This window comes from Criibacterium bergeronii (assembly GCF_001693775.2).
Taxonomy (GTDB): Bacteria; Bacillota; Clostridia; order Peptostreptococcales; family Filifactoraceae; genus Peptoanaerobacter; species Peptoanaerobacter bergeronii.
Genome location: NZ_MBEW02000005.1, coordinates 19,545 through 45,791 on the forward strand (window position 1 = coordinate 19,545; position 26,247 = coordinate 45,791).

27 protein-coding genes are annotated in these 26,247 nt (G+C 33.0%); 4 read left to right on the forward strand and 23 right to left on the reverse strand.

The window, feature by feature from the left end; all coding sequences use genetic code 11:
- Positions 1 to 31: 31 nt before the first annotated feature.
- Both murB and BBG48_RS03345 read right to left on the reverse strand, forming a co-directional pair.
- Entirely contained in the window at positions 32 to 940 is a 909-nt protein-coding gene (gene murB, locus BBG48_RS03340; RefSeq protein WP_068911919.1) for a UDP-N-acetylmuramate dehydrogenase, read from the reverse strand.
- A gap of 47 nt (positions 941 to 987) precedes the next feature.
- Positions 988 to 2,010 (reverse strand): hypothetical protein, encoded by a 1,023-nt coding sequence (locus tag BBG48_RS03345; protein ID WP_068911921.1) that lies wholly within the window; start codon positions 2,008 to 2,010, stop codon positions 988 to 990.
- A 250-nt stretch (positions 2,011 to 2,260) separates the two neighbouring features.
- On the opposite strand from BBG48_RS03345, the gene BBG48_RS03350 reads away from it, so the two are divergent.
- Positions 2,261 to 3,601: a glucose-6-phosphate isomerase gene (locus BBG48_RS03350; RefSeq protein WP_068911922.1), complete on the forward strand. Its 1,341-nt coding sequence runs from the start codon at positions 2,261 to 2,263 to the stop codon at positions 3,599 to 3,601.
- Positions 3,602 to 3,785: 184 nt separating this feature from the next.
- On the opposite strand, the gene BBG48_RS03355 is transcribed toward BBG48_RS03350, so the two are convergent.
- From BBG48_RS03355 to BBG48_RS03385, 7 genes are all read right to left on the reverse strand, one after another.
- Positions 3,786 to 5,774 carry a phosphodiester glycosidase family protein gene (locus tag BBG48_RS03355; RefSeq protein ID WP_068911924.1) on the reverse strand — a complete coding sequence of 663 codons (1,989 nt, stop codon included), beginning with the start codon at positions 5,772 to 5,774 and terminating at the stop codon, positions 3,786 to 3,788.
- 138 nt (positions 5,775 to 5,912) lie between these two features.
- Entirely contained in the window at positions 5,913 to 6,479 is a 567-nt protein-coding gene (pyrE, locus tag BBG48_RS03360) for an orotate phosphoribosyltransferase (protein WP_068911926.1), read from the reverse strand.
- 13 nt (positions 6,480 to 6,492) lie between these two features.
- A complete protein-coding gene (locus tag BBG48_RS03365) occupies positions 6,493 to 8,055 on the reverse strand; it encodes a lipopolysaccharide assembly protein LapA domain-containing protein (protein ID WP_068911928.1) in 1,563 nt (520 codons plus the stop codon).
- A gap of 111 nt (positions 8,056 to 8,166) precedes the next feature.
- Positions 8,167 to 9,132: an ABC transporter permease gene (locus BBG48_RS03370; protein WP_068911930.1), complete on the reverse strand. Its 966-nt coding sequence runs from the start codon at positions 9,130 to 9,132 to the stop codon at positions 8,167 to 8,169.
- Positions 9,132 to 10,214 carry an ABC transporter permease gene (locus tag BBG48_RS03375; RefSeq protein ID WP_068911931.1) on the reverse strand — a complete coding sequence of 361 codons (1,083 nt, stop codon included), beginning with the start codon at positions 10,212 to 10,214 and terminating at the stop codon, positions 9,132 to 9,134. The genes BBG48_RS03370 and BBG48_RS03375 overlap by 1 nt, the downstream gene beginning before the upstream one ends.
- Positions 10,204 to 11,769 (reverse strand): ABC transporter ATP-binding protein, encoded by a 1,566-nt coding sequence (locus BBG48_RS03380; protein WP_068911933.1) that lies wholly within the window; start codon positions 11,767 to 11,769, stop codon positions 10,204 to 10,206. Before BBG48_RS03380 ends, BBG48_RS03375 begins: the two co-directional genes overlap by 11 nt.
- 210 nt (positions 11,770 to 11,979) lie before the next feature.
- Positions 11,980 to 13,137, reverse strand: a complete 1,158-nt coding sequence (locus tag BBG48_RS03385) for a BMP family lipoprotein (protein WP_068911935.1) — start codon at positions 13,135 to 13,137, stop codon at positions 11,980 to 11,982.
- A gap of 227 nt (positions 13,138 to 13,364) precedes the next feature.
- Between BBG48_RS03385 and BBG48_RS03390 the strand changes: the two genes are divergently transcribed.
- The 3 genes from BBG48_RS03390 (at position 13,365) to BBG48_RS03400 (ending at position 16,286) form a co-directional block, all read left to right on the forward strand.
- Positions 13,365 to 14,243: a DegV family protein gene (locus BBG48_RS03390; RefSeq protein ID WP_068911937.1), complete on the forward strand. Its 879-nt coding sequence runs from the start codon at positions 13,365 to 13,367 to the stop codon at positions 14,241 to 14,243.
- Entirely contained in the window at positions 14,243 to 15,172 is a 930-nt protein-coding gene (locus BBG48_RS03395) for a TIGR01212 family radical SAM protein (RefSeq protein ID WP_068911939.1), read from the forward strand. The genes BBG48_RS03390 and BBG48_RS03395 overlap by 1 nt, the downstream gene beginning before the upstream one ends.
- 247 nt (positions 15,173 to 15,419) lie before the next feature.
- Positions 15,420 to 16,286 (forward strand): cation diffusion facilitator family transporter, encoded by an 867-nt coding sequence (locus tag BBG48_RS03400; RefSeq protein WP_068911941.1) that lies wholly within the window; start codon positions 15,420 to 15,422, stop codon positions 16,284 to 16,286.
- A gap of 87 nt (positions 16,287 to 16,373) precedes the next feature.
- On the opposite strand, the gene BBG48_RS03405 is transcribed toward BBG48_RS03400, so the two are convergent.
- The 14 genes from BBG48_RS03405 to BBG48_RS03465 form a co-directional block, all read right to left on the reverse strand.
- On the reverse strand, positions 16,374 to 16,922 hold the full coding sequence (locus BBG48_RS03405) for a prepilin-type N-terminal cleavage/methylation domain-containing protein (RefSeq protein WP_068911943.1): 549 nt from the start codon (positions 16,920 to 16,922) through the stop codon (positions 16,374 to 16,376).
- 3 nt (positions 16,923 to 16,925) lie between these two features.
- Positions 16,926 to 17,348 (reverse strand): hypothetical protein, encoded by a 423-nt coding sequence (locus tag BBG48_RS03410; RefSeq protein ID WP_068911944.1) that lies wholly within the window; start codon positions 17,346 to 17,348, stop codon positions 16,926 to 16,928.
- 21 nt (positions 17,349 to 17,369) lie between these two features.
- Positions 17,370 to 17,981, reverse strand: a complete 612-nt coding sequence (locus tag BBG48_RS03415) for a hypothetical protein (protein WP_068911946.1) — start codon at positions 17,979 to 17,981, stop codon at positions 17,370 to 17,372.
- Between the two features lie 24 nt (positions 17,982 to 18,005).
- Entirely contained in the window at positions 18,006 to 18,887 is an 882-nt protein-coding gene (locus BBG48_RS03420; protein WP_068911948.1) for a flagellin N-terminal helical domain-containing protein, read from the reverse strand.
- A gap of 51 nt (positions 18,888 to 18,938) precedes the next feature.
- Positions 18,939 to 19,706: a phosphatidate cytidylyltransferase gene (locus tag BBG48_RS03425; protein ID WP_068911950.1), complete on the reverse strand. Its 768-nt coding sequence runs from the start codon at positions 19,704 to 19,706 to the stop codon at positions 18,939 to 18,941.
- Positions 19,696 to 20,415 carry an isoprenyl transferase gene (locus BBG48_RS03430; protein ID WP_068911951.1) on the reverse strand — a complete coding sequence of 240 codons (720 nt, stop codon included), beginning with the start codon at positions 20,413 to 20,415 and terminating at the stop codon, positions 19,696 to 19,698. Before BBG48_RS03430 ends, BBG48_RS03425 begins: the two co-directional genes overlap by 11 nt.
- A 67-nt stretch (positions 20,416 to 20,482) precedes the next feature.
- On the reverse strand, positions 20,483 to 21,262 hold the full coding sequence (locus tag BBG48_RS03435) for a ribonuclease HII (RefSeq protein WP_068911953.1): 780 nt from the start codon (positions 21,260 to 21,262) through the stop codon (positions 20,483 to 20,485).
- Position 21,263: 1 nt separating this feature from the next.
- Positions 21,264 to 21,689 carry a Holliday junction resolvase RuvX gene (ruvX, locus tag BBG48_RS03440; RefSeq protein WP_068911955.1) on the reverse strand — a complete coding sequence of 142 codons (426 nt, stop codon included), beginning with the start codon at positions 21,687 to 21,689 and terminating at the stop codon, positions 21,264 to 21,266.
- The gene (locus BBG48_RS03445; RefSeq protein WP_068911957.1) at positions 21,689 to 21,952 is read right to left on the reverse strand and encodes an IreB family regulatory phosphoprotein; all 264 of its coding nucleotides are present in this window, start codon (positions 21,950 to 21,952) and stop codon (positions 21,689 to 21,691) included. Before BBG48_RS03445 ends, ruvX begins: the two co-directional genes overlap by 1 nt.
- Before the next feature lie 24 nt (positions 21,953 to 21,976).
- Entirely contained in the window at positions 21,977 to 23,206 is a 1,230-nt protein-coding gene (locus tag BBG48_RS03450) for a peptidase U32 family protein (RefSeq protein WP_068911958.1), read from the reverse strand.
- 167 nt (positions 23,207 to 23,373) lie between these two features.
- Positions 23,374 to 24,015, reverse strand: coding sequence for an O-methyltransferase (locus BBG48_RS03455; RefSeq protein ID WP_068911960.1), 642 nt, complete (start codon positions 24,013 to 24,015; stop codon positions 23,374 to 23,376).
- A 1-nt stretch (position 24,016) separates the two neighbouring features.
- Positions 24,017 to 25,066, reverse strand: a complete 1,050-nt coding sequence (gene mltG, locus BBG48_RS03460) for an endolytic transglycosylase MltG (RefSeq protein ID WP_068911962.1) — start codon at positions 25,064 to 25,066, stop codon at positions 24,017 to 24,019.
- A gap of 220 nt (positions 25,067 to 25,286) precedes the next feature.
- Positions 25,287 to 25,433: a hypothetical protein gene (locus BBG48_RS10955; protein WP_158527897.1), complete on the reverse strand. Its 147-nt coding sequence runs from the start codon at positions 25,431 to 25,433 to the stop codon at positions 25,287 to 25,289.
- A 110-nt stretch (positions 25,434 to 25,543) separates the two neighbouring features.
- Positions 25,544 to 26,239, reverse strand: coding sequence for a ComEA family DNA-binding protein (locus BBG48_RS03465; RefSeq protein WP_094754353.1), 696 nt, complete (start codon positions 26,237 to 26,239; stop codon positions 25,544 to 25,546).
- Positions 26,240 to 26,247: the final 8 nt, after the last annotated feature.

The following is a 26,247-nucleotide window of genomic DNA, read 5'->3' on the forward strand; positions in this document are numbered from 1 at the left end:
AAATTTCTTTTCTTTTAATTTTTATGAAAATTTATGAAAAATCTCCTATGACTTTTACTTCCTCCTCCAATGTAATGCCAAATTTATTGCCTACCACTTGCTTTACAAATTCTATTAAATCCAGCACCTCTTGGCAAGAGGCTGAGCCTGTATTTATCAAAAATCCGCTATGTAGTCCTGATACCGCAACATTACCCACGACTAAGCCTTTTAGTCCGCTATCTTCTATAAGCTTACTTGCAAAGTATCCATCAGGTCTTTTAAATGTAGAGCCTGCTGAATATGCCTCTAGTGGCTGTTTGCTGGTTCGTTTGAACATCAAGTCGTCAATAGTCTCTTTTATTACTCTTTTATCACCTTTTTCAAGCTTAAATTTTACTTTTAATACAATCAGATTTTTTTCATTCACTATTGAATGTCTGTATGAAAAGTCCATTTCTTCATTTTTAAATGTTAATATATTTAAGTCTGTGTCTAAGGCTGTAACTTCATATACGATGTCTTGCATATTAGGTCCATATGCACCGGCATTCATTGCTACTGCTCCGCCTACTCCTCCCGGTATCCCACAAGCGAACTCAACGCCTGTAAGGCTATTTTGCAACGATACGTCACAAACAGCTTTTAGTGATGCCCCCGCCTCCGCCTCAATGGTATTATCGTCTACCATAGTAATTTTAGAAAAATTATCCTCTAATCTTACTACAACACCTCTAATGCCCTTGTCAGACACCAAAAGATTTGTGCCTTTGCCAATAATCGTAACCGGCACTTTATTTTGCTTTGCTACAGAAATAACGTCAATTATTTCTTGTATAGACTTTGGATAGACTACATAGTCACAAGCTCCACCGATGTGAAAGTTAGTTAGCTCCTTGGCAGGATAATTCTTTTTTAAATCGTATTTAGATAGTAGATTTTCAATTATGATTGCAGACATTTTTACTCCTAGATTAAGATTTATTTATCTATTTATTGGCTTGATTTTTAATTATTGAAAAAATTTTTGAAAAAGCCTTTTTCATCGTCTTTATTTGTGTTGTCTTTATCATCAGCAGTGCTGGTTTCATCAGATGCACTGTTTATGCTTGGGTCAGCTTGTAATATATCTGAGGTATTATTTACATCAGTGTCTACTGCACTTTGAGCTTGGTCAGGCATGATGATTGTTTCGTCAATTACTTCACTGTCTGTAGTAATTATCTGAGGTGGTTCATAGGCTAACATATAATGCGTCTTGCTTGTAGATTGGTCTTTCATAAAGCGACTAAGCAAGAAAAAGAATGTGTCTCCCATTTCATAGCGTGTGTAATTATTTGAAAATATTTTTTCACCGCTTAGCTTATCAATTGATATTTCGCCTGTTTTTGTGTCGTAGCTTGGACTTATTTCTGAATATGGATACTCTATGCTTTCATAAATTAGTGCATCATTTTTTAGTGTTACTTTCCTCTTGAAATTAAACTTTGACAAAGCTGTACTGGATTTAAATACACTAAATGCCATATCTACTGTCGTGTATATTCCAAAGCTCATAGACTCTCCTGCTCTTAGCCTGTTTTCAAATTCATCAAGATTTGCTGACTTAAAGTCTTTTTGTATATATTTAAAAAAATCCTCTCCAAGATAATTGCCTGAAAATACAGGTGTATCATATCTAGCTTTAATCGCTACCGCCTTAATATCATTATTGTTTGTAGGCACAAAGAAAAATGACTCACAATCCCTATACATTATCGGCTCTACTCTGCCCATGACATTTATTCCATTTTCATAAAGCTCTAATTTTACCCTACTAGAAACTACATACAGCATAATAAAAATGATAAGAGCCATAACCCAAAAGCCTATAGAAACATAAACCATAAATGTATTAAGCATATTGCCCTGAGCATTATCCTTCACTTTTATATAAATAAATATCCCCAATCCAATGCAAGCTAACGCCAATAGAGTATACAATAATTTTTTAAAAAAACCAAAATTTACTTTTAATCTAAACTCACCCAAAATAGACACCTCTTTAATTTTTATGTTTATTTTTTATTTCAAGATATAACTACAATTATGTCTATTATACCCAAATTTTGAAATATTTTTTGTTTTTTAAAGTATACCACAATAAATTTTAAAAATCCACAAATTACAACACAAAACATTAATTACAGTGCTTAAAATGTTTACAAATAATTCCATAGGTGATAAAATCTATACAAATTACTTTATTTTCAATTATTTAAGAATATTTCAGGGGGTTTATATGAATAAATTGAGCTTAGATATTTCAAATTGTCAGGACTTTGTAAGTGAAAGCGAACCTTTAAAATTAGCACCATATGCCGATTTAGCAAAGAAAAATTTATTTGCCATAGCAGACAAACCCGGTGAATTTACCGGCTGGATAAATTTACCTACAGATTATGACAAAGAAGAGTTCGATAGAGTATTAAAAGCCTCAGAATATATCAGGCAAAACGCTGAAGTCTTAGTAGTTATTGGTATAGGCGGCTCATATCTTGGAGCTAGAGCAGTAATTGAGGCTCTAAAAAGTAATTTTTCAGCCTATGATAAAAATGAATTAAAAGTAGTCTTTGCCGGCAATAATATTTCTCCTACCTATCTTCAGGACTTGATAGATATGTTAAAGGACAAAGACTTTTGCCTGAATGTAATATCCAAATCAGGTACAACTACAGAGCCTGCAATAGCATTTAGAATTTTAAAAAATCTACTTGAAAAAAAATACGGCAAGCAAGAGGCTAAAAAAAGGATTTTTGCAACTACGGATAGAAAAAAAGGTGCTCTAAAGTCATTAGCAGACAAAGAAGGTTATGAAACCTTTGTAGTACCTGACGAAGTCGGCGGACGATACTCAGTGCTGACAGCCGTAGGACTACTACCTATTGCAGCCGCCGGACTAGACATTAAAAAATTAATGCAGGGTGCAGCAGATGCACAAAAAGAATTTGCTCAAAAAGATGGACTAGAAAATGACGCTTTAAAATATGCAATATACAGAAATATTTTATACAGAAAAGGTAAATCTGTAGAAATCCTAGTAAACTACGAGCCAAGCTTTATGATGTTTAACGAATGGTTCAAACAGCTTTATGGCGAAAGCGAAGGCAAAGACCAAAAAGGAATTTATCCATCTTCTGTAATTTTCTCAACAGACTTGCACTCTCTTGGTCAATTTATCCAAGACGGTAGCAGAATAATGTTTGAAACTGTAATAAGGATTAATCAATCCAAAAGAAGTCTTGCAATACCAAGTGATAGTGAGGACTTAGACGGTTTAAATTATATTGCCGGAAAAGATATGTCCTTTGTGCAGGAAAAAGCCATGAAAGGTACAATACTTGCCCATGTCGATGGTGGAGTGCCTAATTTAGTTCTTAACATAGAAAAAAATGACGAGTATAACCTTGGCTACATGATATACTTCTTTGAATTTGCTTGTGCAGTAAGTGGTTACATGAACGGAGTAAATCCATTCGACCAAGAAGGTGTTGAAAGCTACAAGAAAAATATGTTTGCCCTACTTGGCAAAAAAGGCTATGAAGATATAAGTAAAAATTTAGAAAAAAGACTTCAAAGCTAATTTAAATTTAAAGGGTTCTATGATATTTGTTGAGAGGTAACTCTCAGCAGATATTATAGAACCTTTTTTAATATTTTCAGGCGAACAAGGTTCGCCAATAGAGATAGTATGTCTGTCACATAAAAAAGAGCCTGCTCAAAAGAGCAAGCTCACATTTAAAGCTAATTTCAAAAAGCGTTTTATTTTATTCAACTACAGCTTTATAATCATATGTCAAGCCACCGTTTGCATCTTCAAACATTTGTAGATATTTTACATTTGATAGATTTTGATGGGCGTTATTTTTAAAATCGATTATACTTATATAGCTCACATTTCCTCTTTTATATGCGTCATATTTATCTGATTTATAAATCAGATAAATATTTTTAGTCTGTGCATAGGACTCTAATTTTTTGTCAAATACATCTTGCTCCAACAATCCAACCTTTGCTCCCGACTGCATTGCTATAATTATATTTTGAGCTGAGGAATTCAACGCTTTGTCAAGATTTTGTATCTGTACTTCATTATCATATAGTGGTTTTGCACTATTAAGACTTACAACTATTGTCTTATCTAATGTCTTTAGAGGTGTACCTGTATTTGCTATTAAATTTTCGCCATTTAATTTATTAGAAAAGGTTAAATCGCCATTTCCAATTAAAATATTTATGTCGCCGGCTTGTGAATTTGCTATTATTTTAAATTTTAATATATCTGTTATCAAGCTTGATTGGTCTTGTGTATCAGGATAGATATTTATTTTTGGCATAGCTCCTTTTACATTTTTGCTATCGTGAGCGTGTGACTCCAGTACGTTTACATCAGCTGCTCCTATAACTCCTCCAACGGATGCAATTATTTGTCCCTTTCCTGCCGTTGTCGGCACTATGCTTGAGCCTTTAACTGTACTTTGAAAGCCTTGGGAGCTCAAATTCATATTGGCTGTGTTATAGTTTGTGTCTTTAGCGCCGCTTGTAGCTTGAGCAGAGGCAATTACCGGCACTTCGTCTCCTACATATATTATATCGTCCATTGGTGTTACATTTATTTTTTCAATCACTCCGGTTTGATTTTCATTTTTCAACACTAACGCATTTATTACAGCTCTTTCACTTGGTTGATAATTTTGAGTTTTTCCATCTACATAAAGTGCGGTTGAACCTCCTCCATCTAGCATTATTGCATCTTTAACGCCAAGGTTGTATAGATAGTTTTGCATATCTTTTTCGTCAAAGCCTGCTGTAAGAGCTTGTCTACCATCATTTGCAACCATTAGTAGTTTGTTGTCATTTGTTATAGCTAATGCACTTCTTTGTGCTTTTCCGGGTATTGTGTTGGTTATCCAAGTTTTTTGACCATCTTTTATTAATACTGAGCCTCCCCCAATGATTGTTTTGATGTTTGGTCTAGCTTTTAATATGTCCATAGTAAGGGTTACTTTATCACCTACAGAATATATCGTCTTTAAATCGCTACCTGTTGTGTTATATGAAATTATTGCATATCCTCCATAAGGTATCGGAGCTGATGGACTGTTTTCTCTAACTTCTGTCACATAGCCATCAGGTGAAACTATTACTTCAACTCTTTTTGGATTTTTAGAGTTTTTCCCCGGTGTTGCATAAGAAAAATCTGAGCTTAGTATCGCATTTCCCATAAACGCTGTACTTAATTGTTTATTCATAATTTGTATTTTTTGTGAGCTGCCTTTGGTTTCATTATCTACCACAACTCCATCAGTGATGTACTCAAAGCTGACTGCACCATCATCAGTAATTATTATATTGGCAAATTTATTATATGCCTCTGCAGGAGAGGACATTATTTTTTTATCCTTTATCAGTGTACCTATTGAGGATGAATTTTTTGTCATCAAGAAAAAATCTGCATTAATCGCTCCTACCAAGCCGGGAATAGTAGGTGCTGTATTTTTGATACTAAGTCTGTTGCTTATACCATTGGTATTGAGCATGACATCAAGCTTATTGTTTTTATCGTTTAGGTCTGCCTCCAATATATAAATATTGTTTGCAGTCCTTGCATAATTTTCTGTGATTTTTTTAAAATTGATAGATTTTGATAGAGGTGCTGTATATACCTCATTTTCAATCATAGATGCTGCAAATATACTGTTTGCACTGAGTCCTAGGGTTAAAAGCATCAGTGGTAATATTTTTGATTTTTTCATAACTTCTCCATTTTGTAAACTTATTTCGTCATTTTCTTATACCATTTGCCAATTTGTAATTTAAAAAAACAAATCGGTAATATTAATTATACTACCGATTTGTATTATTTATTTTACTGTTGTATTAAATTATCTTACCTAGACTTCCATTTTTCTACTACCGGGTTTTACAGGTGCAGAACCTGCCTTGCACATTGGACAATCTTGTTTATCATACAGCTTGATGTCCAATTTCATTGCAGAATATACCGGATACTCTATTTCGCCCTGCGACCTATCTGCAAGGCAAGCTATCCCTACTATTTCTCCACCATGTTGTTTTACTACTTCTATTGCCTCTTTTGAAGATTTGCCGGTGGTTACTACGTCCTCTGTAATTAAAATTTTTGCACCTTTTTTTATTTCAAACCCTCTTCTAAGTGTCATGATATTATTTTCACGCTCTGTAAATATTGCCGGCACTCCAAGCTGTTTGCCTACTTCATATGCCACTATAATCCCACCCATTGCAGGTCCTACAACCATATCTATGTCCATGTCTTTGATTTGGTCTACGATTTTTTCTACTACTTTTGCCGCTTTGTCCGGATATTGCAATAATTTTGCACATTGCACATATCTATCACTATGTTTTCCTGAGGATAATAGAAAATGCCCTTCCAATAAAGCCTCTGACTCAATAAATAAATCCAAAACAGTTTTCATAAGTATCTCCTAATTAATCATTTTTCTTAACTTTTAATGCACGTCTTATCTTTGACTTTAAATCTGTTTGAGCTTTGTTGTCTGATTCGGCTTTTTCACTCTTTTCTAAATTATAATCAGCCCGTGGAGTTTTCCAGTTAAATTTCTTGGCAACCAGCTCCTTTGACAAGGTTTTTTCAGGGGAGGTATTTTGCTTAGTCCTTAGAAAATTAAAGCTGTTATGCTCAAGAGCATTTAAATCCTCTTCTATGTTGCCTTTCCCATTTTCATTAAAGGTTATTATACTCTTCTGATTCTTAATTTGTTCTATCTGATTAATTTCATCATCGTAGGTGGTTTCATCGTTTAATACTGAACGAACCTCACTTTTTTTATGATTTTCTTGTGATACAATATGATTTACATCTTTTTGAGGATTTTTTTCAATAATTTCTTCGTTTTTAACTAGATTTTGTAAATCTTGGTTCTGAGTTTTTTCTTCAGCTTGTTTTTGTGCCAGTTTTAGTTTTAATTTTATATCTTCAAGTAATGAAGAATTTTCCGCTACTTTTTCTTGAATAAAATCCAAATTAATATCATCGTCTTGAGCTAATTTTTCTATATCATTTTCTTTTTTCAAATTTTCATCTGATAAGGTTTTTGGATCATTTTCTTTATTTTTATCAATTTTTCCTGTTTCAGATATTTTTTGCTCTGTTTCGATATCATTCAAATTAGTATCTATTTTTTTTGTATCGTCCAAGGTAGTATTTTCTATTTCTTCTATACTATTTTTTGAAGATTTCTTAGCATTTTCTTCTGTTACTTCTTCTATTTCAGGTATAGGGCAAGAATATCTCATATAATCTTCAAATTCCTTTTTTAGATTGATTTGATAGTCACCTGCTTGTCCGTCTTTTTTGCTATCTTTTGGATGGTTTCCCATATACCATGGTATGTCTTTTGATTTTTTTTGAACATCTTTATTTTTAAAATTAAGTTTCATATCTTTGTCATCAAAGTTTAAGATATTGCAAAAATTATCTGACTTTTTAGAAGTATTTTCTTCACCTTCTTTTTTATTTTCATCAGCTTTGGAATATGTTTCCTGTGCTATTTGTTTTTTTGTATCTGTTTTATCATTCTTAAAAGCTTTATCTTTTTCAGATTTTTGCTTTGTCACTTCAGGGCTCTTGTTATTATTTATGGTATCTCCTATGGCATATTGTCTTCCCTGTTTGTCCTTTATAACCAGCTTTGCTATATCAATTTCTTTTGGTTCAGCATCTGTTTGTTTTTGCTCTAAGGCTTTAATGTCTCTTACAAATGTAGAATTATTTAAGGCAGCCACTTCTTTTTTTAATTTTTTTATTTCCATATTTCTTTTGTGAAGTGCCTTTTTCAACTTTAGCTCTGTCAGTGTAGATACTCCCATCGAAATAAAAAAGCCTAACACTGCAGCTATTACTATAACAACTACTAAAGGTATATCCATATTAATAAACAAAAAACTTACGTTTGCTAAACCTCCATTTTGGATAGCAAAAATCAATAATAAAGGTATTAGTATTATGGAAGTTATAAACTTAGCATACATTAACCATTGGACTCCCTTCAAGTTTATAAAATTAGATTGATTAATAAATCTTAATTAATTTATTATATCAGGATTTTCCAATTATTTAAATAGTTTTTTACTTTTTTTAGCCTATCTTTGGCTCTTATCATAAATTTGTCCTGAGGCTTTAGGCCCTACTCCTTTACCGCTAAGTAGTACAAGTGCAAATACAGTGATTATATATGGTAACATCAAATAAAACTCGTCAGGCAGTTTTGATAAAAACTCCATATGCAATCTGTTTGCTATAGAGTCGGAATAAAGTGCCAGTATTTGGGCAAATCCAAAAAATAAGCCGGCAAATAATGTAGTAAATGGTTTCCATTTACCAAATATTAATGCTGCCAAGGCAATAAAGCCTGTACCATGTATACTTGTTTCAGTAAATTGAGTGTCTTGTGTAAGCACCATTATACCACCTGCAAGTCCTGCAAGTGCCCCTGATGTCAGCACTCCGAAGTATCTCATCTTGTATACTCCAATACCTAGTGAGTCAACTGCATGGGGATTTTCTCCAGTAGCTCTTAGTCTTAATCCAAACGGTGTCTTGTATAACAACAAATAAGTTAATATTACAATTAAAAACATTAGATATACCGGACTATATATTCTTTTGAAGAACAAATCCCCTATTATTGGAACATCTGACAAAACTGGTACATTTGACTTTACAAAGCCTCTCATAAAAGCTTTTGTTCTTTGTTGCCCAAAGATAATGCCACAAAGATAAATTGTAAGTCCGCCTGCAAATATATTTATCGCTGTACCTGAAATTGTTTGGTCTGCTCTAAGATTTATGCTCAAATAAGCGTGTATGACGGAAACCAATGTTCCAAGCAATATTGCAAAAATTAAGCATATCCATCTAGCGTGTGGTACAGTTGCCTCCATAAGTGATAAGGACGCTGCTGCTGCAAAGCCTCCAACCATCATCATACCTTCGATACCTACGTTTACTACACCACTTCGTTCAGAATATAAGCCACCTATTGCTGCAATAACTATTGGAGCTGAATAAATAAGAGTTGATTGCATAATTGAACTTATCAAATCCATTAGTTTTCACCTCTCTTTTTCATTTTGTCCATCACATAGATTATGCCATATTTCATAGCTACAAACATTATTATTAACGCAGATATTATGTCAACTATAGCATCAGGTACATTTTTCGCACTCATCAGTGGCTGAGCCGCCTTTAGAGATGCTAATAAAAGTCCCCCAAATAAAGAACCCAAGGCTGTATTGTTGCCTAAAAGTGCAACAGATATCCCATCAAATCCATAGTTTTCAAAAGCATATAATACTCTGCCGTATTTGAAAGTACCGCTAACCAAAAGTACCCCGGCTAATCCTGAAAACGCTCCGGATATAGCCATAGATTGAGCTAGTCTAGAGTTGACCTTCATGCCTGAATATTTTGCGGCAAACGGATTATAGCCTACCGATTTTAATTCATAACCATAAGTAGTTTTATTAATTATGTAGTCAAAGACTATCAATGCTATAATGACTAAAAATATTCCATAATGAAGTCTAGAATTTGAAGTCATTGAAGAAAAAATTGAACTTGACAAAAGTGCACCATCATGAAGTGGTACAGTTTTTTCCGGAGAACTTCCCGGTAACATTTTAATAATCATCGCTGAAAAATACATAGCTGTATAATTGAGCATGATAGTCGTAACAACCTCATGAACGTTGTATTTTGCTTTTAAAAAGCCTGCAATATAACCCCACGCTGCACCTGCCGCCATACCACCTACTATTACTATAGGTAGCTCAATTATTCTAGGCATATCTAACAGCACACCTACTATAGCGGCTACTAGAGAACCCATTATTACCTGTCCCTCAGAGCCTATGTTAAACAGACCTGTCCTAAATGCAAACGCAACAGATAACCCTGTTAAAATAATTGGCATTGAATATACAATATATTCTCCCACCATTCTAACTGAAAAGAAGTTTTTGCCAGTACAGACTAAATCTAAATTTACACCTGTTACAGCTCTAAGTATAGATTTAAATAAAATTAATGGGTCTTGCCCAGTTACAAGCATAGTGATTGTCCCGGCTAAAAACCCAAGGACGATAGCAATTATTGCTATTAACACATTTTGATTTTTAATTTTCATTTGCTACCTCCTTTGTTTCAAGATGTAATTTTGCCTCTTGCTTACTCATTCCCGCCATCATCAAACCAAGTAATTTTTCGTTAGCTTCCTTAGCATCAAGTATACCAACTATTTTTGATTGATGCACTACTGCTATCACATCTGATAAATCCAAGACCTCATCTAACTCCAAGGATAACAATAACACTGCATTACCTGAGTCTCTGCAATCAATCAATCTTTTGTGTATATACTCAATTGCACCTATGTCAAGTCCTCTTGTAGGTTGAGATGCAATCATTAATTTTGGTTTTCTGTTTATTTCCCTTGCAATTATAGCCTTTTGCTGATTACCTCCTGACATTGACCTCACAATTGTTTTACTTCTTAGCTCAGATGTCCTGATATCAAATTCATCAATCAACTCATTTGCAAGCTTTTCTCTGTTACTAAAATTTATTTTTCCCTTGTTGGATAATTCCTTTGTATAATAAGACTGCAAAGCAATATTTTCTTCTAAATTAAAATCTAAAACCAAGCCGAATTTATGCCTGTCCTCAGGAATATGACCTATTCCCCCCATTGTTTTTTGTCTGATGGATTTATTCGTAATATCATCATTATCTAAAAATATTTTGCCCGACTCCACATCTTTAAGACCAGTAATAGCCTCAATGATTTCAGTCTGCCCATTGCCATCTATACCGCAAAGGCAAAATACCTCCCCTGCCTTTACATCAAAACTGACGTCACTGACTGCATCAAGCTTGTTTTCATTTTTTACTGTCAAATTTTGTACGCTTAAAATGACTCTGCCAGGATTATATGGCTCTTTTACTACATTAAAGCTGACATTTCTGCCTACCATCATATTTGCCATTTCTGACTCTGATGTAGTTTTAACATCAACAGTGCCTATATATTTACCTTTTCTAAGTATACTGCAATTATCAGCAACCTGCTTTATTTCTTTTAATTTGTGCGTAATTAATATAATAGACTTGCCTTCTGTAATAAAAGTCTGCATTATTTTTATTAATTCACTGATTTCTTGTGGAGTAAGTACCGCTGTAGGTTCATCCAATATTAAAATATTTGCATCTCTATAAAGTATTTTTAATATTTCTACCCTTTGCTGCATACCTACACCTATATCTTGGATTTTTGCATCCAAATCTACATTTAAGCCATACTGGTCAATTATAGCTTTTACCTTTTCCCTAGCAGCCTTAATATCTATAGAGCCAAATTTTCCCTTTGGCTCACTGCCAAGGATTATATTTTCAAGTACAGTAAAATTCTCCACCAATTTAAAATGTTGGTGAACCATACCTATGCCCAGCTTATTGGCTACCTTAGGGTCATTTATTTCAACTTTTTTACCATTAATATGTATTTCGCCCTCATCAGGTTGATATAACCCAAAAAGTATACTCATCAAAGTTGATTTACCTGCTCCATTTTCACCAAGTAGGGCGTGGATTTCTCCTTGTTTTAATCTAAGAGTTACGTTGTCATTGGCAACAATGCCGGGGAATCTCTTAGTTATGCCAAGCATTTCTACAACGTAGTCCATCTAAACTCCTTTTTATGTATATAATTAAGATAATGTGAATATGATTTTAAACCATTTTTCATAGTTGTGACTAAAAGTCAAAGTGATTATACCATAATATAAAGGTTTTCACAATTGTTAGACAAGAAAAAAGCTCCGCAATTAAGCAGAGCTTTTATAATTTGAATACAAATTAATTATAATCAGCAAATAAATTTACTGAGTTTAAAATTATTTTTGTCCTGAAATTCTAGTAGGAACTGCCGGTACTTCTAATTCACCGCTCTTAATTTTTTCTTTTTCAGCATTAATCCTTGTGATTATATCATCAGAAAGGTTAGGATTTTTTTCAGGGATATCTATACCACCATTTTTGATGTTGTATAGTATGTTTTGTCCGCCCGGGAATTTTCCTTTAAGAGCTTGTACTGATATATCAAATGATGCTACGTCAACTCTTTTTACCATAGAAGTAAGTATTGCAGATTTTCCATCTTCATATATACCTTCTTCGTATTGGTCTTTATCAACGCCTATTGCCCATACGTCTTGTCCGTTTAATCTTCTGTCCTTAGCCTCTTTAATTAGACCGTTACCTGCTCCACCTGCTGCATGGAATATTACAGCCGCACCTTCATCATACATTTTTGCAGCTATAGATTGAGCTTTTCCTGAATCAGAGAATCCACCAACATATTCAATTTTTACTTGGATATTAGAGTCAACGCTCTTAACGCCTGCTTCATAACCGGCTTCAAATCTTTGAATTAATTCAGAGTCTCCGCCACCTATGAATCCAACCATAGTTTTTCCGGCTGCCTTTGCAGTTTCTCCTGCTGCAATACCAACTAGATAAGAGCCTTCATTTTCTGCAAAAGATGCAGATGCAAGGTTATCTAATGGAGCAACTTTTTCATCGACTAATAAGAAATTAGTATCAGGGTAATTTTTTGCTGTTTCTTCTATAGAGCTAGCAAATAAATATCCTGCTGCTACTACAAGGTTTGAACCATCTTCTGCAAATGTAGATAAATTTGGCAAATAATCCGCATCTGAATTAGATTGAGCATAGTTAGCAGTGGCAGAAGTCATTTCTGTAAATTTATTAATACCTTCCCAAGTACCTTGGTTGAATGACTTATCATCGATACCGCCTGTATCAGTAACCATACCAACCTTAAATGTTTTTGCAGCTTCTTTCATTTCGTCAGTAACTTCGATGTCAAAAGTACCCTTTGCATCCTTAGTAGCCTCTTGAGTTGTAGCCTGCTCAGTAGCAGTCTTGTCGTCTTTTGCCGGCTGTTCAGCTTTTTTTGTGTCAGAACCACCGCAAGCTACTAAGCCGATGGATAATACTGAAGCCAAAGCAAGTGTAAATAATTTTTTCATTTACCATCCTCCTAATTAAATTTATGTATCGTGACAATTCTATATCAAAAACGTTTGTTTGTCAATTTATGTAATATTTAATTTTAAATTATTTATAATAATTTAAGAAATAACGTATATAATTCAATCTATCTATATCTATACATTTATTTTATTGTGGATTTTTCTGTAATTATAAAGTATAATAGATTTAAATTTACTAAATTAAAAAATAATTGAGGTAATAAATGAGTGTAAAAATAATCGTTGATACAGCGTCACAATACACAAAGGAAATTGGCGAAAAAAATGGTATAACTGTAATACCAATGCCTGTCATATCAGAAAAAGATAATAAGGAATATTTCACCGGAGATATAACTGCGCAGCAGTTTTATGAAAATATGCTTAATAAACAAGTCTACACAACTGCTCAGGTAGGTATTTCTACTTACTTAAAATATTTTGAAGAGTTTTATAAAAATAAGCAAGAGGCTATATATTTTTCCCTTTCATCGGGGCTTAGCTCTACTTACGATACCTCATTAATGGCAATAAATGAACTGAACGAAAAATACAAAAAACAGTATGTGTATTCTTATGATAGTAAAATGGCAACAGCGGGTATCGATTTAGTGGTGTCAAAGGTGCTTAATGGTGCAAATAACGGTATGACAATTGAGCAACTTATAAAAATAGCTGATGACACCTTGACAAAGATTTGTGCATATCTAGCGGTAACTGATTTGGAATATCTGTATAGAGGTGGAAGAATATCAAAAACTACCGCTTTTGTCGCTAATGCTCTTTCCTTAAAGCCTATAATTGAAATGAATATCTCTATAGGCAAACTTCATATGACTGATAAGGTAAGAGGCTACAAAAAATTAGCAAAATATTTTGTAGAAAAAGCACAAAGTGACTGTAACGGTGCTCCTGTAGCTCCAATATATTTATGTAATTGCCTTGACACTGAGTTAATATATGAAATAAAAGATAAATTTATGAGCGAATTTGGATTTAAAGACAGCGATTTTATAGTAGACTCCACTTGTATAATTATCGGCTGCCACACCGGTCCGGGCTCTGTATATGTATTTTACTTAAAAGAAGAAGTAGGAATATAATGATTTATTTCCCAAAAAAATATTATTCCTTTAATCAGTCCATGAGGGAAAATTTTGATACAAAAATTGTAAAATTATCCCTTGATGGCGGCTTTACCTGCCCAAACAGAGATGGCACCCTTGACAACAGAGGGTGCATTTTTTGTTCTGCAAAGGGCTCAGGAGATTTTACATTTTCAACCTTGTCTATAAATAAGCAGCTTGAAAAGCAAATAGAGCTTACTTCAAAAAAATGGTCTGATGCAAAGTATATTGCTTACTTTCAAAATTATACAAATACCTATAAAAAATCTTTGACTGAGCTAAAAAATTTATACGAAACTGCTTTAAATTACAAATATGTCGTAGGCTTGGCAATAGGCACAAGACCTGACTGTCTAGCTGATGAGGTTTTGGATTTACTTGCTGAGATAAACAAAAAGACTTTTTTATTTGTAGAGCTTGGTCTGCAAACTATACACAAAAAGTCCTCTAAATATTTAAGGCTTTATTACGATGTAGATGATTTCAATAAAGCTGTAGCAAAGCTTAATTTGCGTGGCATAAAGTGCGTTGCTCATACAATATTGAGGCTTCCAAATGAAAATAGACAAATGATTATAGAAACTGTAGAGCATTTAAACTCTTTGCCTGTTTGGGGTATAAAGCTACAAATGCTAAATGTTTTATCAGGTACTGATTTAGAAAAAGACTATGCTGATGGCAAGTTTACTCTTTATTCAAAAGAGGATTATGTTTCCTTTATCTGCGATATCATTGAGCATTTAAGAGAAGATATTGTAATTCATAGGCTCACTGGAGATGGAGCAAAAGATATTCTAATTGCTCCGAAATGGATTTTAAATAAAAGAAATGTCCTCAACTCAATTGACAAAGAGCTTACAAAGAGAAATACTTTTCAGGGTAAATTGTTTGGACAAGCTTGGTAATTTGGATAAAAGTATTTTAGTATAGGTAAATTATATCTATACTTTTTTATTGCCCAGTAGTTTTTTTTATTATTCAAAAAAATTTTTTTTCATTGTTTTGTGTGAAATTTTTTCGTTTTTATTCAAGTTTCAATACTACAAAAATTTTAATTAAAGTCGTTATCAATTGACATTTAATATTTGTGTTTACAACTGGAATTTTGTGATATAATACTTTTAATTGAAAATGAATAGGAGAAAATTTCACATGGTAAATGATAATCAAAAAAAGGTTCAGTTCGTATTATTTGTGATTTTGATATTTAACTTTCTTGTAGCAGGTATGAAAATGTTAGCAGGGAGTATTATTTCTTCCTCTGCAATGGTAGCAGACGGTTTTCACTCTTTATCAGACGGTTCATCAAATATCATAGGCATTATAGGCATACAGCTGGCGACTAAGCCTGAGGATGAGGAGCATCCATATGGTCATGATAAGATTGAGATTATTTCTGCTCTTGTTGTAGGCTTTATGCTTGTATTTGTAGGCTTAAAGGCAATATATGACTCAATCACAAAATATATTGCAGGGGTAAGACCGTCAATATCAAAACAGAGTATTATTGTTATAATTATAACTCTTGTGATAAATATAATCGTGGTTATATTAGAAAGAAAGCAGGGCAAAAAGCTTGGTAGTGCATTTTTAATAACTGATGCAAATCACACTAAATCAGATATTTTTGTAACTATTGGAGTTTTTATATCGTTAATTTTATTAAAATTTGGTGCTCCTCCAATATTGGATGTAATAGTTACTTTTTTTGTAGGCTTTGTTATATTTAAAACTGCCTATGAGGTACTGACTGAGAATGGCAATATTTTAATAGATGCTAAATCTGTAGACGACAAGGATATATTAAATGTCCTTGAGCAATTTGATGGTATTACTGACGTGCATAAAATTCGTTCTAGAGGCACAAAAAACAGAATTTTTGTAGATATGCACATTCATGTAAATCCTGATATGACAGTAAGAGAGGCTCATACACTAAACCATGCAATTATAAATGCAATGAAAAATAAATTTGGGAGCTGCACTGAAACTAACGTCCATATAGAGCCAAAATTATAATTTTATATAAATTAAAAATCTGCTAAAGTTTTTGATATCAATCAAATCCTTTAGCAGATTTTTTAGTTAAGTATTATTTTTTATATTTCAATTTAAAAATTCATATTCATTTTTTTCAAACGGTAGCGAAAATTGTAATTCACTATCTTTACCATCATAATTTATCTTAAAATTAAAGACAGCCTCATTGTCTATTTTTTGACTACTTGCCTCTGTTACATCTTCAAATATCACATTAATAGCTACCGGCTCTTCACTTAATGTGATAAATTTTTCTGCGTCTGCCTTTAGTATGCAATTTTTTGTTTCCAATAGTAGCTTAGAATTTTTTGATAACTTAATCTCCTTTTTGGACAATTTATAAAGCCCGTTAAAATTTGGGGGTTTTTGAAAAATAACATATTTTACAATCGTGTCGCCCTCTTGTAGGCTTAGTATTCGTTGTCCTTGTGCAAGCTGATTTTTTATGTATAATTCAAGATTTTGACTTTGTTGATATTTTATAGAGTCATTATATGTAATAGAGGCTTTGGTTAATGAAAAATTCATAAAATTAAACAGGGCTGAAACAAAGACCAGCATCAATGATATGTAGCAGATTACCTCTAATAATGTAAAACCATTATTTTTTCTCATGGTTTATACCTCCACTACTTTTACTCTGCCGGTTATCGCAGCAATAGTAAGGGTGTATTTTTTTGTATCAGTGACTAAATCAATTGTGTTGCCATTTGTCCAAGAGTCCTCATAAAATCTAATTTCGTCAAGAGTCCAGCCTGTTATTTTTACATTAGTAAAGTTGAAGATTGTCTTTGTACTTTTTGTCAATAGCTCATAGCAGTTTTGCTCAGGTTTTATTATAATTTTTGCACTCCTGTCACCACTTGCATTTGCTGTTTTTACCAGCTCAATATTGCTTATAAATGTATCAATTTCATTTTTTGATAAGTAGGCTGTAAAATTTATATTCGCAATAAAAATTGAGCTTGCTACAAAAAATAATGTTATTGACAAGATTATTTCTAATAGAGTAAATCCGAAATGTGAATTATTTTTCTGCAAAACTGCACCCTAATTATAAAATTAATATAAGCTTTTAACTATAACCATATCTTTATACTTATCAAAAACCTTCTCCCAATTATCTGATAATATCAAGTCTATATCCTCACCTGTAAACTTAGGTGAATTAAGCCTATAATACAATTTTTCAGTTCTTTTGGTGTCATCAAGAAATGTATATACATGAAAATCTGTTATACTAGAGCCATAAATTGAGGACAGCTCTTTAACATTCAGATTAAATTCCTTTGGGCAATATATTTTCACATAATATTGCAGGTTTATAGTAAATTTAGTTCTAAATTTTTTATTAATTTTATCTACTCCATATGTTTGTAGTACAGACTTTCCATCATTTTTTATATATGTGACAAAATCTGAGTCCATAAACCTTGGATTTTCCTCATAAAATGTGGTTTTAAAGGTTTCTATTACAGCTTTGTCAATCACTGCCAGCTTAGACTGCTCAAGCAATTCATTTGCATAGGTCTGACTTTTCAAAGAGGACGTCAGATATTTATTTTGGTTTGAGATTAATGCTCCCAGCACTATAAGATTAATTACTGTCATTATTATTACAACTGCAACAGAAATTACCGCTTTGTTATTTGAAAGACTTTTAAATTTTTTCATGGTAAAAAATAAGCACAATTTAAATTACATTCTCAAAAGATATAATACATTGTAAGCAACCTGATTTGCCTGTGCCAGCATTAGCTGTGCTGCTTGCATCAAGAAACTTTCCTTGTAGAATTCACTGATTAATTTTGCCATGTCAGCATCTCTTATGCGTGACTCAGCTGCTTGCAGATTTTCGGCTTGGTTGTTAAGGTTATTTATTTTATACTCTAATCGATTTTGTTTTGCACCCATCTCAGAGCGTCTTAAAGAGACATGATTAATTGCATTAGCTACTTTAGCTATGCTATTACTGGCATCTTTTGGCGTCATAACGTTTATGCCCCTTACCTCAACTCTTTTTGTAGTGCCATCTTCCATTTTGACTTCTATGGTCTGTTTGCCAAGTAAACCCATTGTGCCTGTGTCTATCTTTTCAATACCTATATCCATGGTTTGTCCGGCATTTGCACCTGTTTGCAGCTTTTTGCCAACCATTGTGCCATCAAAAAGATTAATTTTATTAAATTGTGTTCCTCCACCGGAGGTTATTGAGTCAATTTCTTCTGCCAGTTGGTTTATTTCCATTTGCATTGCTTCTCTGTCATTATTATTCCATGTGCCATTAGCAGCTTTTACAGCCAGCTCATTCATTCTTTGTAGCATAGCATGGACTTCGTCTAGTGCTCCTTCTGCTGTCTGAAGTACAGAAATGCCATCCAAGCAGTTTAATGATGCCTGCCTTAATCCTCTTATTTGAGAACGCATTCTCTCACTAATCATTAGTCCTGAAGGGTCATCAGCGGCTCTATTAATTCTCATACCTGTAGAAAGTTTTTCAATTATGCCACTTAGTTTATAAGCATGATTACTGTAAGCACGATAGGCAGTCATTGCCATTAGATTATGATTAATTATCATAAATTTCCCTCCTTAACGTATGTGCAAACTATAAAATTGAAAAATGTTTTATTAAAATAGCTGAGCTATTATAAATACATATAAGGCAGAAAACGAAATTGAGTCTGTCCTGTCTAAAATACCTCCATGCCCCGGGATTAGATTTCCGTAATCTTTAATCCCAGTCCATCTCTTAAAGGCACTTGCAAAAATATCTCCTACCTGAGCAACTAATGAACCAAATATTGAAAATATTAATATTTGTAATATCATATCTTTATGAAAATAGATTGCATAAACTACTGATGCCAATGTACAGCCTATCACTCCACCGATTGCACCTTCTATAGTTTTTTTCGGGCTTAGCTTAGGAGACAACTTATGTTTTCCAAATATATATCCCGAAAAGTATGCCATAGTATCAGTAACCATTGAAAAAATAAATATATACCAAAAAAAGTCTCCATGGTATTTAGATATCGCATATATACTTGCAAGTGGCAGGCTTATATAAACGTAGGTAAACATAGTATAAGCCGCACTATTTGGAGTAACTTTGTCACTTACTACCAAAAAACCTTCAAGCAAAAGAAGTAAGAATACAATTGATAGCATATGATTTTGTCCTTTAATATACAGCACCGCCATATTCAATATAGTAACAAAGTATAATATATATTTTTCGTTTTTATCAATATTTACATGTATAGCATTTGTAAACTCATATATAGCTATTAAACTTGCAATCATTGCTAAAAATGCTAATAAAAAGTCACCTTTGACTAGCACGAAAATTAGTGGTGGAAGTAATATTAAAGCAGATATTACCCTAGTTTTCATCTGCAAGTCCTCCATACCTTCTTTGCCTGCTCTGATAATCTATGATTGCCTCAACTAAATTATCAGGTCCAAAATCCGGCCACAACACGTCTGTAAAATATAATTCGCTGTAGCTTGCTTCATACATCATAAAATTTGATAGTCTCTTTTCTCCGCTGGTTCTTATAAGTAAATCTATATCAGGCAAAAATGATGTATACATATAACTCCTAAGTTTTTTGTCGTCAACTTCTTTGACATTTTCAAGTGCTAATTTATTTATAGCCTGTAATAAATCTGCCCTAAAGCCATAATTTATAGCCAAGGTCAAAACCAAACCTTCATTGTCCTTAGTTTTTTCCTCTGCTTTTTCTAACTCCTGCCTTGGTAAGTCAGGCAAGGCGGACATATCTCCTATGGTTTTTATTACTACCTGCTCTTTATTTAGCTCCTCCAGCTCACTTCTTAGATATGTGACTATCAGGCTCATCAGTGCCGATACTTCATCTTTTGGTCTGCTCCAATTTTCTGTGGAAAAAGCATATAAGGTTAGGTATTTCACATTTAATGATGCACATTTTCTGACAATTTCCCTTACAGTTTCTACTCCTGCCTTATGTCCTACTGTCCTTGGCAAAAATCTTTTTTTTGCCCATCGTCCATTGCCATCCATTATGATACCTATATGAGTAGGTATGTTTTTCATATCAAGGTTTGTATTTGTAAGCATTCTTCATACTTGCGAAAAATCGCACTCCTAAATAATTTTTATTTTTTAGTCATAAAACTATAATGTTTTAAATTATATTTTTTATAAAGCTAAGTCTATGAATTTCACACGGTCCATATTTTTTTAGTCCTTCGATGTGCTCAGATGTACCATAGCCTTTATTTTTATCAAAGTAATAATGCGGGTATATTTGAGACATTTTTTCCATGTAGGTATCTCTAGTGACCTTTGCTATAATTGATGCCAAGCCTATACCGTATACTTTTGAGTCTCCGCCGATTATTGCACTTTGATTTAAATTTAAATTTGGTATTTTCATATTGCCATCTACCAGCACAAATTCTGCAGTTTTAAAATGTTCAACCACTTTTTTCATTGCAAAAAATGTGGCATTTAATATATTCATTTCATCAATTTCTTTATTTGATACTGACTCTATATGGTAATTTATACCCTTATTTAAGGCTAAATCGTAAATCTGCTGTCTTTTTACAGCGTTTAATTTTTTGCTGTCATTGACATTAAGTATGTTCGGATTTTCACTTAACATTACTCCGCATACTGTAACAGGTCCTGCTAACGGTCCTCTGCCCACTTCATCAATGCAAAGTATATTTTTAATGCCATAATGATTTTGGATATCTTGATGAATTTTGTATAAATCAGCTATTCTTTTTAGCTCGTCTTGATAAGCTTGGTATTTTTTTTGTAACGAAGTTTTTATTGCAAGTACAGTTTTTTTTGTGCTTGTATCAAGCATTTTTATATAGTTTGGATAATCTTCAACATTTACCTGTTTTAGATATTCTTTTAAGTTTGTTGCACTTAATTTTGTAATGTCTTGCATTTTAATTTCCCAGTGCCTTCTTTTGCATATATATTTCCAAAATATTGACAGCTGCAAGAGCATCTATTAACTCTTTTTCTTTGATTTTTTTCATGGAAAGATGCCCTAATTGCTCTAGTGCCATCTTGCTGGTATGTCTCTCGTCAATGTAATGGATATTAATATTTGGATTTTTTTCTAAGATTTTTTCTACAAAGCCCTGCGTCCACTCTGCTTGGTCGCCTAACTCTCCATTTTCTTTTTTGGGCAAGCCTACAGCGACATCTACGATGTCATTTTCTTTGATTAAATCCAATATTTTTTGAATTTGTTCGTCCAAATTTTTGCTACGAATTGTTGTATTAGGCTGGGCTGTCATACCTAAAAGGTCTGAAATCGCAATGCCTATCTTTTTTTTGCCAATGTCTAGTCCCATCATTTTTCGCATTAAAGATTACGCTCCATATAGTCTTTTACTATTTCTTCTAACAATTCGTCTCTTTCGTATTGGGTTATCATATTTCTAGCGTCCTTGTGATTGGTAATATAAGTCGGGTCACCTGATAGCAAATATCCAACTATTTGATTTAAAGCATTGTATCCCTTTTCGTCCAGTGCAGACTTCACATATGCTATGACTTCCCTTGGTGTCATTTTTTTCGGTTTGTTGCCTGCTTTAAACATCATCGTTAAATCAAGATTATCAGACATAATTCCTCCTTGTATATTTATAATTTACAATTGTTTTATAATCATAAAATCCTTATCTATTTTCATACCTACATCTATATATACCTCTTGCATAGGCACATTTGATTGTTCTAGCTGCTCTCCTTTTTCAGATATAATCTTATTTATGATTGCCTTTTGAGTGGCAAAATTTGGTCCGATTATTTCGACCTCATCACCCTTTAAAAATTTATTTTTTTGGACTACCTTTGCCATATTTTTTTGCTCATCAAAGTCTTTTACTATTGCTACTACGTCATAAGTCCTAATATATGAGCTTGTGGAATAATTTTGCAGATTTACTGTGTCATTTGTCTGCTCTTTATGAAAAAAGCCGTCTGTAAAATTTCTATGACTGGCTTTGCTAACGTCCTCTAGCCATTTTTCATCAAATTTATAGTTTTGTGGGTCTTTATAATATGCGTCTATCGCCATTTTATAGGCTCTAACCACTGTGGCTACATAGTAAGCAGTTTTTACTCTGCCCTCTATTTTCATAGAGTCAATGCCCGCCTCTATTATTTCTTTTACGTTTCCAATCAAACATAAATCCTTTGAATTGAAGAAATATGTGCCTCTTTCGTCCTGCTCTACTGGGAAATATTCGCCTGGGCGTTTTTCCTCCATGAGTGAATAATTCCATCTGCATGGCTGAGCACATTCGCCCTTGTTGGCATCTCTGCCTGTCATAAAGTTACTTATAAGACATCTGCCTGAGTAGGACATACACATCGCACCATGGACAAACATTTCCAGCTCTAGGTCAGGACATTTTTCTTTAATTTTTGCAAGCTCTTGAATAGATAGCTCTCTTGCGGCAACTATTCTTGATATACCCTGACTTTGCCAAAATTTTGCTGTCATATAATTTGTAGTGTTTGCCTGAGTGGATAAATGCAGCTGCATATTCGGTACAGACTCTTTTGAAATTTGCACAAATGCCGGGTCAGAAATTATAAGTGCGTCTGCTCCAAGCTCCTCAAGATTTTTAAAATATTCGTCTACTCCGTCCAAATCATCATTATGAGCAGTAATATTACAAGTTATATAAACTTTTTTTCCTCTTTGGTGAGCAAATTCTATACCCGCTTTCATTTGAGCATCATCAAAATTCTTTGATGCTACTCTAAGTCCTAATTTTTCTCCGCCTATATATACAGCATCTGCACCATAAATTATTGCAGTTTTTAATTTTTCCAAATCTCCTGCCGGTGCAAGCAATTCTATTTTTTTCATTGTTCCTCCGAAACTCTTTATTGCATAAAACATTATATATCAATATTGTACCATTAAAGTGTCTAAAAGTCCATAAATTAGAAACTTTAGGTTTGCTAAAATTCAAAAAAGTCTTACCGGTTTAAAACCCGAAATAAGACTTTTTCATTTAAAATACATATTAAATTTTATTTTGAAATTACAAGCAGTCCATCACCAAGCGGCAACATGGTATATTTATCTTCTGTGACTTTTATATTGTCTAAAAATTCGTTGAGCCATGTGTAAATAGTCCTTTTTCTTCTTGGAACTTCCATTTTATCTACGCAGACAAAGCCTCTGTATAAAATGTTGTCAAAAATAGTTGTACCATTTTCAGTTAATTTTTCTTTGGTAAGTGCATAAAACTCATTGTAATGTGACTTTGCCGCATCTATGAATACAAAATCATATTTTTCATCAATCGTCTGTAATACTTCTGTTGCCTCTCCTAGATGTACCCTTACTCTAGCTTCTAAGTCAAAGCTTTTTATATTTTCTGTGGCTTTAGCAAACATTTCTTCGCTTTTTTCAATGGTGTCAACTGTAGCATTTGAGTTTAAAGCGAAAAATATCGAAGAATAGCCTACCGCTGTACCAATCTCTAATATTTTCTTAGGCTTTGCTATACTTAAATACACTCTTAAAAAACTTTTTACATCATCTTTTATTATCGGCACATTGTTTTCTAGGGAATTTTTTCTTAACTCTTCCAGCTCATCCGTTTTTTCGTTAAATACTTTTATATATTCAAAAATCTTTTCGTAGCTTATATCGTCTTGTTTAAACATCTTAATATTCTCCGTAAATTTCCTTAGTCTTTGCTAAATGCTCCTCATATGTTTTAGAAAAATAAGTGTTGCCCTGCATATCGGCTACAAAGTACAAATAATCTGTGTCATCAGGGTTTAGCACCGCATTTATTGCAGCTATTGACGGAGTGCAAATCGGTCCTGGGGTCAAGCCCGCGTGCTTGTATGTGTTGTATGGGTTTGACGAAGATATGTCATCATAAGACAATCTTGGCTTATTCTCACCTGTGATGTACTGCATTGTAGCATCAGATTGCAGTTTCATGTCAATGGAAAGTCTTTTTAAAAATACGCTGGCGATTTTTCTCATGTCGTCAACCTTGCCTGACTCACCCTGAACTATTGAGCAAAGAGTGATGAAGTCGTTTAAATCTTTAATTTTAGGTGAAACCCTGCTATATGAATTTAAAACATTATTGTCAGTAAAAACTTTTTGCGTTTGCTGTAAAAGTTTTTTTACTACTTCTTCAGGCGCTTCATTTTTTGTAAAAAAATATGTTGCAGGGTATAAATAGCCCTCTAGGTTTCCATTTGGAATTTGCTTTAAAAAATCAAATTCAGTTTCAAATTTTGACTTGTCAGATATAGCGTCTAAAAATTGCTGAGCGGACATTATACCCTTTTCCTCCATCAATTTCGCTATATCTTTTATAGTAGAACCTTCTATTATAGTTACCTTTTCACCCTCAGGTCTACCGCCCTCATTGAGCCTTTTGATGATTGTAAGTAAATCATCAGATTTTTTTAGGTCATAAACTCCGTATTTAAAATCAGTTAAATTGTTTTTCTTAGCAAAATACGAAAAATATCTAGCGTTTTTAATTAAGCCTTGAGCTTTAAGAGCCTGCCCAATCTGATTTGCCCCTGAGCCTTGTGGCACTGTAAATTCTATATCAGCAGTAGCCTTTGGGTCTACCGGATTTTTAAGTCCATTAACAAAAAAATATCCACCTGTAATTGATATTATCAGTATAATTACAAAAATTGGTAAAAAATTAGTTTTCTTTCTACGTCTCCTTGAACTACCCATTAACCCCTCCAAAATTTTATTTATCTAAAAGTATATTAAAACTTTGAGCTTAATTTGAACTTTAAAATATATTTTACTATATCATAAGTTCAGGTTTCATGGAAGAGTTAAGTATTTTTTCACTATCCTAATTTGCCTGTCAATTACTCCCACGTTCTTCATTAGTATGTATTTAGGAATTTTGTTTGCGATATAATATCTGATAAAATTCATATATACATTATTTTCCCGACACTATATATACTTTTTTTATTACAATGATTTGATTAGAAAGTATTATGTCTTTTTCTCCTCCACCATCAGGCAATACATAAAAACTTTCGGTATATTTATTTACACCTGCAAGGTCAATATTTTTTATTTTCATATATTTTAAATTCTTCTGTTTTGCATTTTTTAATATTTTTTATAGTAAAAAATTTCTAAATAAACTACACAAAACATTTTTTATAAAACAAAACTCCAATTCTTTTTTTGCTATTCGACTGTTATCATATCTTTCATACTATCAAAGGTCTTGTCTCCAATGCCGCTGATGTTTTTTATATCCTCTATTTTTTGAAAATTTCCGTTATTTTGTCTATATGTAATTATCTTGTCTGCTGTTTTATCGCCTACCTTTGGCAGTTTCATAAGCTCAGATTTATCTGCGGTATTTATATTTATTTTTCCACTTTGTTTTGGCGTCTGACTTACTAACCCAGTCATGGCTACATTTTTTTCAGAGCTGTCAGCTTGACAATTAGCTACATTGATTTCTCCAATTTTTGGTACTATGTAATGCTCCTCATCTTTTAGTATTACTGCTAAATTTACTGCATCTTTGTCGGCATCTTCTAAAAATCCACCACACTTTTGTATAGCATCTATCAGCCTGCTGTCGCTTTTTAACTCTACTACCTTTGGCTCTTTTACTTGACCACTGATGTAGACAGCTATGTATTCCTTTTGAGGTGCTTCATTGCTTTGCTTTGTATCTGCTAAGCTTTTTATTTCAATTTCCTGCTGAGCTTGTATATTATTGTCAGATTTGTCTAATATTACATTGTCATTTCGTCTAAAAAACTTAAATAAAAAAATTAAACTTAAAATAACTAAAACTATAATTACAATAGCTATGTCTTTTTTCTTCATTTTTTTACCTTCATAATTATTAATATTTATTTTTATCATAATGTGTG

Coding starts and splice junctions, on each gene's coding strand:
- BBG48_RS03450 (WP_068911958.1), bottom strand. CDS start 23,206: ATGAAAAAAATAGAATTGCTTGCACCGGCAGGAGATTTGGAAAAATTA.
- BBG48_RS03385 (WP_068911935.1), bottom strand. CDS start 13,137: ATGAAAAAATTATTTACACTTGCTTTGGCTTCAGTATTATCCATCGGC.
- BBG48_RS03355 (WP_068911924.1), bottom strand. CDS start 5,774: ATGAAAAAATCAAAAATATTACCACTGATGCTTTTAACCCTAGGACTC.
- BBG48_RS03375 (WP_068911931.1), bottom strand. CDS start 10,214: ATGAAAATTAAAAATCAAAATGTGTTAATAGCAATAATTGCTATCGTC.
- BBG48_RS03370 (WP_068911930.1), bottom strand. CDS start 9,132: ATGGATTTGATAAGTTCAATTATGCAATCAACTCTTATTTATTCAGCT.
- BBG48_RS03415 (WP_068911946.1), bottom strand. CDS start 17,981: ATGAAAAAATTTAAAAGTCTTTCAAATAACAAAGCGGTAATTTCTGTT.
- BBG48_RS03465 (WP_094754353.1), bottom strand. CDS start 26,239: ATGATAAAAATAAATATTAATAATTATGAAGGTAAAAAAATGAAGAAA.
- BBG48_RS03405 (WP_068911943.1), bottom strand. CDS start 16,922: ATGAGAAAAAATAATGGTTTTACATTATTAGAGGTAATCTGCTACATA.
- BBG48_RS03455 (WP_068911960.1), bottom strand. CDS start 24,015: ATGTTTAAACAAGACGATATAAGCTACGAAAAGATTTTTGAATATATA.
- BBG48_RS03430 (WP_068911951.1), bottom strand. CDS start 20,415: ATGCTTACAAATACAAACCTTGATATGAAAAACATACCTACTCATATA.
- pyrE (WP_068911926.1), bottom strand. CDS start 6,479: ATGAAAACTGTTTTGGATTTATTTATTGAGTCAGAGGCTTTATTGGAA.
- BBG48_RS03390 (WP_068911937.1), top strand. CDS start 13,365: ATGAGTGTAAAAATAATCGTTGATACAGCGTCACAATACACAAAGGAA.
- BBG48_RS03445 (WP_068911957.1), bottom strand. CDS start 21,952: ATGTCTGATAATCTTGATTTAACGATGATGTTTAAAGCAGGCAACAAA.
- BBG48_RS03395 (WP_068911939.1), top strand. CDS start 14,243: ATGATTTATTTCCCAAAAAAATATTATTCCTTTAATCAGTCCATGAGG.
- BBG48_RS03365 (WP_068911928.1), bottom strand. CDS start 8,055: ATGTATGCTAAGTTTATAACTTCCATAATACTAATACCTTTATTATTG.
- BBG48_RS03420 (WP_068911948.1), bottom strand. CDS start 18,887: ATGATAATTAATCATAATCTAATGGCAATGACTGCCTATCGTGCTTAC.
- BBG48_RS10955 (WP_158527897.1), bottom strand. CDS start 25,433: ATGAAAATAAAAAATATTGACCTTGCAGGTGTAAATAAATATACCGAA.
- BBG48_RS03350 (WP_068911922.1), top strand. CDS start 2,261: ATGAATAAATTGAGCTTAGATATTTCAAATTGTCAGGACTTTGTAAGT.
- mltG (WP_068911962.1), bottom strand. CDS start 25,066: ATGGGTAGTTCAAGGAGACGTAGAAAGAAAACTAATTTTTTACCAATT.
- BBG48_RS03425 (WP_068911950.1), bottom strand. CDS start 19,706: ATGAAAACTAGGGTAATATCTGCTTTAATATTACTTCCACCACTAATT.
- BBG48_RS03400 (WP_068911941.1), top strand. CDS start 15,420: ATGGTAAATGATAATCAAAAAAAGGTTCAGTTCGTATTATTTGTGATT.
- ruvX (WP_068911955.1), bottom strand. CDS start 21,689: ATGCGAAAAATGATGGGACTAGACATTGGCAAAAAAAAGATAGGCATT.
- murB (WP_068911919.1), bottom strand. CDS start 940: ATGTCTGCAATCATAATTGAAAATCTACTATCTAAATACGATTTAAAA.
- BBG48_RS03435 (WP_068911953.1), bottom strand. CDS start 21,262: ATGCAAGACATTACAAAATTAAGTGCAACAAACTTAAAAGAATATCTA.
- BBG48_RS03380 (WP_068911933.1), bottom strand. CDS start 11,769: ATGGACTACGTTGTAGAAATGCTTGGCATAACTAAGAGATTCCCCGGC.